Annotated in this window: 7 protein-coding genes; all 7 read left to right on the forward strand. The window is 40.0% G+C overall.

The features are described from left to right. Window positions 1-122: 122 nt before the first annotated feature. The 7 genes from relB to HMPREF2571_RS09480 all read left to right on the forward strand — a co-directional run bounded on the left by relB (window position 123) and on the right by HMPREF2571_RS09480 (window position 5110). Complete coding sequence (gene relB / locus HMPREF2571_RS09450; RefSeq protein WP_013990356.1) at window positions 123-338, forward strand: type II toxin-antitoxin system RelB family antitoxin; 216 nt, start codon at window positions 123-125, stop codon at window positions 336-338. Then, window positions 328-582, forward strand: a complete 255-nt coding sequence (locus HMPREF2571_RS09455) for a type II toxin-antitoxin system RelE family toxin (RefSeq protein WP_013990357.1) — start codon at window positions 328-330, stop codon at window positions 580-582. Before relB ends, HMPREF2571_RS09455 begins: the two co-directional genes overlap by 11 nt. Window positions 583-727: 145 nt before the next feature. Then, window positions 728-1414 carry a YoaK family protein gene (locus HMPREF2571_RS09460; protein ID WP_013990358.1) on the forward strand — a complete coding sequence of 229 codons (687 nt, stop codon included), beginning with the start codon at window positions 728-730 and terminating at the stop codon, window positions 1412-1414. A gap of 93 nt (window positions 1415-1507) precedes the next feature. Further along, the gene (locus tag HMPREF2571_RS09465) at window positions 1508-2140 is read left to right on the forward strand and encodes a nitroreductase family protein (protein ID WP_013990359.1); all 633 of its coding nucleotides are present in this window, start codon (window positions 1508-1510) and stop codon (window positions 2138-2140) included. Between the two features lie 193 nt (window positions 2141-2333). Beyond that, window positions 2334-3626, forward strand: a complete 1293-nt coding sequence (locus HMPREF2571_RS09470) for a PTS transporter subunit EIIC (protein ID WP_013990360.1) — start codon at window positions 2334-2336, stop codon at window positions 3624-3626. Further along, entirely contained in the window at window positions 3613-4476 is an 864-nt protein-coding gene (locus HMPREF2571_RS09475; RefSeq protein ID WP_013990361.1) for an alpha/beta hydrolase, read from the forward strand. Before HMPREF2571_RS09470 ends, HMPREF2571_RS09475 begins: the two co-directional genes overlap by 14 nt. A 184-nt stretch (window positions 4477-4660) precedes the next feature. Further along, window positions 4661-5110, forward strand: coding sequence for an Rrf2 family transcriptional regulator (locus HMPREF2571_RS09480; RefSeq protein ID WP_013990362.1), 450 nt, complete (start codon window positions 4661-4663; stop codon window positions 5108-5110). Window positions 5111-5185 lie beyond the last annotated feature (75 nt).

Raw genomic sequence — 5185 nt, forward strand, 5'->3', positions numbered from 1 at the left:
ACCACCCGTTAGACGGGTGGTTATGATTGTTTTACGAATAAAAGTATGAACCTATTATCAAAATTGACAAAAAGGAGGAGTGGTAATACAATGGTGTTACAAAAGAGAACGAGGTTAAGGATATGACAACAATTACATTGAAGGTTTCAGAAGCAGATAAGAAATTCATGCAGGCAATTGCGAAATTTGAAGGCGTATCCTTGTCAGAATTAATTCGTACCAAGACTTTAGACGCCATTGAGGATGAATATGATGCTAGAGTAGCCGATTTAGCATTAGCAGAATATGAAGACTATCTTGAAAACGGTGGGGAGGTGCTAAATTGGGATGACCTATAAGATAGTACCAACCCCAAAATTTGCCAAAAGTTTTAAAAAGTTGGACCCTTTTGTCAGGAAACAAATTAAGTCTTATCTCAATCGTGTCACAGATAATCCAAGAGCCAAGGGTAAGGCCTTAGTTGCCAATCGAACTGGACAATGGCGCTATCGTATTGGTGCCTATCGTGTTATTGTCAATATTCAGGACAATGAACTAATCATACTTGCCCTCGAAGTCGGTCATAGACGTGATATCTATTAGCATCAAAACTCAGGATGACCCAGATTCCGTTAATTTTAAATAGGATTGCAAGCAACTCGTGAGGGTTGTTTTTTTCTACTGTTTGTTCCCGAATTTGCTATAATAATGTTATCCTATCAATCACTATTAGAAGGGAAGTTATGCTATGGAATCTCGGAACCTTCTTCCTCAGAATACGCGTCTGATGGCCAATTTGCTCAGTTTTTCAGGGGGAGCTTTGGATGTCTTTTGTCATATGTATTACCATAGTTTAGTTGCTACCCAGACAGGGAATATTCTCCTGTTAATTGCTGACTGGCGTAGTAGTAGCATGTACCATAACATGTTGCGATGCTTTTCCATTCTTTTCTTTACCTTAGGTTTTCTTTTTGGCATGTGGTTTAAAGACCATCGTAAGAATGCTTATTGGCGTGTTTATGGTCTACTTCCACTTTGTGTGATGACAGCCATTTTACCATTCTTATCGCCAAATGCCTTATTAGAGCTTCCGATTATCGCTTTTTCTGCAGGTGTTATGATGAAGACTTTTACCGGTAGTCAGATTGAAAATCACCCCTTTGTGATTTTTATGACTTCAGGAAATTATCGAAGAATGCTGACGGCACTTTATTATGTTATTCAGGGTAGCGAGGATCAGAAAGAATATCGTCGCCAGGCGGTCAATTATGGCTTTGTCGTAGGCAGTTTTGTGGTTGGTGCTGTTGTATCAGCTCTTCTAATGCACTTCATTTATATTAAGTCAATCTGGCTAATTACACTCAGCCTCATTACCATCATGATTTACTATTCATCTGAAGTGAAACGACTAGGACTCAAGGAAACCAATCTTTAAGCACTTATGTAGCAATTATTTTTGATAAAAAATCTCTTATGTTATAATCTTGATTATATTTATTTTTTTAACCCTGAATAAAGGAGACATAAGATGCCTGTAATAAATAATGATTTTTCAGATATTGTATATAACCGTCGTTCCATTCGTAACTTTGATACTTCTGTCAAGATTCCACGAGAAGAATTGTTGGAAATCTTGGACAAGACTGTTACAGCACCATCATCAGTGAACATGCAACCCTGGCGTTTTGTTGTCGTTGATAGCGCAGAAGGCAAGGAAAAATTGACACCTTTTGTCAGCTACAATGGGGTGCAAAATGAAACTTCATCAGCCATGGTCCTTATTTTTGCCGATTTGAAGAGCCAAGAAAGAGCTGAAGATATCTACGGTAAGGCTGTTGCTCAAGGAAAAATGCCTGTAGAGGTCAAAGAAAAACAACTGTCAAGTATTGTACCAATGTATGAAAATGCTCCTCGCGAAATGATGAATGAAATTGTCCACATCGATGCCAGCCTTGCTGCTATGCAATTGATGTTGGTTGCTCGTTCATATGGCTATGATACCAACGCCATCGGTGGCTATAAAAAAGACGGCCTTGCCAAAGCATTTGGCCTTGATGAAGACCGTCATGTGCCAGTTTTGCTCATTGCTCTTGGGAAAGCCAATGAAGAAGGCTTTGAATCTGTTCGTCTGGACGCCTCTGATGTGACAACTTTTGCTTAATAAATAATCGACCATAGGTCTCAGACGTGGAGACTTATGGTTTTTGTTTTGTATTAAGAGATAGCTAAGTGTTTTGTAGCAAGATTGGGAATGTGCTTTAACCCACGATTAAGGTAAGGCACCTCTCTTTGTGCTATAATGAAAGAAAACATTGAATGTAAAGTTTATTTTTGCCTTTTACTAGGAGTCTTTTATGATAAACTATTTGGTCCAGAGGTTTCTCTGGTTTCGTGAGCGAGGCTTTGTCCAAATTACGCAGAAAACCTTGGTTTCGCTCTTTCCCTTTTTCCTCTTTTCAGGAATTATTCGGGTGATTTCGCTATCTGTCTTTTCAGAGCTTGGTTATATTAACCAGTTGTTTTCAGTTTCTGATTGGCTGCCAGCCTTTAGGATAACTGGTCAGGTGCTCAGCAATCTTTCTAACTTTCTTGGTGGCTTAGCGGGTCCCTTGTCAACCTACTTTGCAGGAAAATACACGGCCGGTCACTACGGTAGAAGTACTGGAACGGCTGGTGTGACGTCACTTTTGGTCAGCTTGACGATAGGATCGCAAGAGTTGTTAATGTCTCCAATAAATGATGGCGATTTGACACGTATCAATTTACCAGCTTCGGTTAATATTATGCTGGCAATCTTCGTGGGTTATCTGGTTGGCCAGATTTTTCGCTTTTCAAGAGCTAGTGATGACCAGATTGTGGACAAGGACTATATTTATCAACCAAAGACCGTCCGTCCCATTTTTTTGTCACTCATTTTAGCTATTGGCCTTAACATTCTCTTTGTGATTGGAGAGCAAGCTAATGTTTTTCAGACGATTAGGCAGTTTACCTCTACCTTTACTGTAACTGATAATCATCTATTCTCAACCTTTATGATGGGACTTTTGAGTACTTTTTCTGCTTGGATTGGAAATAGTCAGGCTTTTGCTCACAATGCTATTACTGAGGATAGTTTTGCCTTGGAAAATCTGACCTATGCCGTCTCCCACCATACGACGACTGGGCTTCCCCACCTTTATACACTAACAAACCTCTATCATAGTTACGGCTTGGTGGCTGGTATTGGATCAGGTCTGGCTCTTTTAGTGGCTCTACTCTTAAAATCAACCAGCTTTAAGGATAAGAAGGTGAGTCTTCTAAGTGTCTTCCCTAGCCTCTTTAATAATGGGGCTCCCTTGATGGTAGGGATACCAGTCTTACTAAATCTGGTTTATCTGATTCCTTTTCTTCTAGCACCCATGGTCAATATGGGAATAGCTGCGGTGGCTTTGGCTATTCGCCTCATGCCTGCGGCGGTTTACCCTGTACCAGATGGTACGCCGAGCCTTCTTTACGCCTTTATTGGAACTGGTGGTAGCCTGCGGGCACTTGCTGTTAGCCTGCTCTGTTTTGCGGTTGATGTTGCTATCTTTATTCCCTTTGTTCATCTGTCTAATAAGGTGCAACACGGTTTGAAAGAGGAGGGAGAAAGCAATGAAGTTCAGTAAAAAAACGAAGTTGGCCTTTATCCTTGTTGCGGTCTTTCTCATTGGTTTGGCGGTTCCGTCTTATAGTTGGACCAGGAAAAATGTCAAGGAAATCGAGACCTTCTATAATTCAAAATTGTCTCCTATTATCATGATTCCAGGGAGTTCCGCTACAGAAAATCGCTTTGATGGCTTGGTACGTAAGCTCAATCAAGACCGTCATGGGGTTAAGCATAGCCTCCTCAAGGTCAAGGTTTGGAACAATGGTCGTATCACATTTGAGGGCAAAATCAAGGCTAAGGACAACGAACCAGTCATTGTTATCGGATTTGAAAATAACAAAGACGGTTATAGTAATATCAAGAAACAGGCTAAGATGATGAATCAGGCCTTTGAAGCCTTGCAGAATAAATACAATTTCAATAATTTTAAAGGTCTGGCCCATTCCAATGGTGGACTGATTTATACAGCCTTTATTGAAAATTATCTGAGTGACTATGATGTCAAGATAAACTCACTCATGACTATCGGGACGCCCTATAATTTCACTGAAACCAATATCAAAAATAAATCAGTCATGCTTGCAGATTTCATAGCCGGTAAGAAGAATATTCCGTCCACCCTACATGTCTATTCGGTAGCAGGGACTATCACTTATGATTCGGACGAGTTGGTGCCTGATGCCAGTGTGTCCGCTGGAAAATATATCTATCAAAACCAAGCAAAGAGCTATACTGAAATTACGGTTACAGGTGAAGATGCTCAGCACTCGGACTTGCCAACCAATGATGAAGTTGTGGATCTGGTCAAACAGCATATTGAGGGGCAGGGTGTCCGTAAGAAACAAAAGACCCAACTAGAGCCTCAGTAAGTGACGATAATATCATTTATCAGTTCTAGTTGTTTATCATCAAATACAATCAGATAGAGTCTATAATGGCTCTATCTTTTTTAGTGATAAGATTGACTCCTCAAGTTGTTGTAACTCCTTGTTTTACAACTTTCTTTTTGTTATAATCAAGTAAAATAGCAAAGAAGAATGAGAGGTCCCAAATATGCAAATTCCAAGTCGCTTTACCATTGCCGTTCATATTTTGACTCTTATAGCACAAAATAAGGGAAATGAAACTAAGTTAACCAGTGACTTTATGGCTGGTAGTGTGGGAGTTAACCCTGTTATTATCCGCAAAACCTTGTCGCAACTAAAGAAAGCAGACTTAATTTCAGTTCAAAGGGGAACAGGTGGAGCTAGCTTGCTCAAGAAACCAGAAGAAATCAACCTTCTTCAGGTTTATCGTGCTGTGGATAGCATCGGCCCAAGTGGTCAACTCTTTAGTTTCCATGACAATCCTAACCCAGCCTGTCCAGTAGGACGAAATATTCATGGAATCTTGGACCAAAGCCTAGAAGATGTTCAAATGGCAATGGAAAAAGAGCTTGAAAAGAAAACACTGGCTGGTATTTTAAAAGATGCCAAGGTAAACTGGAAAGAAGCCGGAGCTTGATTGTTTAGTCAGTAAATGCTAAGAAATCGAAAGCTATTCGGTTTCTTTTTTTATTTTGTGACTTTAAGTCCGTTT

Origin of the sequence: Streptococcus sp. HMSC068F04 (assembly GCF_001837455.1) — a bacterium.
Classification (GTDB): Bacteria; Bacillota; Bacilli; order Lactobacillales; family Streptococcaceae; genus Streptococcus; species Streptococcus salivarius_D.

What these genes read in the sequence shown, in the direction of transcription:
- HMPREF2571_RS09480 (WP_013990362.1), top strand. Translation starts at nt 4,661, where the DNA reads ATGCAAATTCCAAGTCGCTTTACCATTGCCGTTCATATTTTGACTCTT.
- HMPREF2571_RS09460 (WP_013990358.1), top strand. Translation starts at nt 728, where the DNA reads ATGGAATCTCGGAACCTTCTTCCTCAGAATACGCGTCTGATGGCCAAT.
- HMPREF2571_RS09465 (WP_013990359.1), top strand. Translation starts at nt 1,508, where the DNA reads ATGCCTGTAATAAATAATGATTTTTCAGATATTGTATATAACCGTCGT.
- HMPREF2571_RS09470 (WP_013990360.1), top strand. Translation starts at nt 2,334, where the DNA reads ATGATAAACTATTTGGTCCAGAGGTTTCTCTGGTTTCGTGAGCGAGGC.
- HMPREF2571_RS09455 (WP_013990357.1), top strand. Translation starts at nt 328, where the DNA reads ATGACCTATAAGATAGTACCAACCCCAAAATTTGCCAAAAGTTTTAAA.
- relB (WP_013990356.1), top strand. Translation starts at nt 123, where the DNA reads ATGACAACAATTACATTGAAGGTTTCAGAAGCAGATAAGAAATTCATG.
- HMPREF2571_RS09475 (WP_013990361.1), top strand. Translation starts at nt 3,613, where the DNA reads ATGAAGTTCAGTAAAAAAACGAAGTTGGCCTTTATCCTTGTTGCGGTC.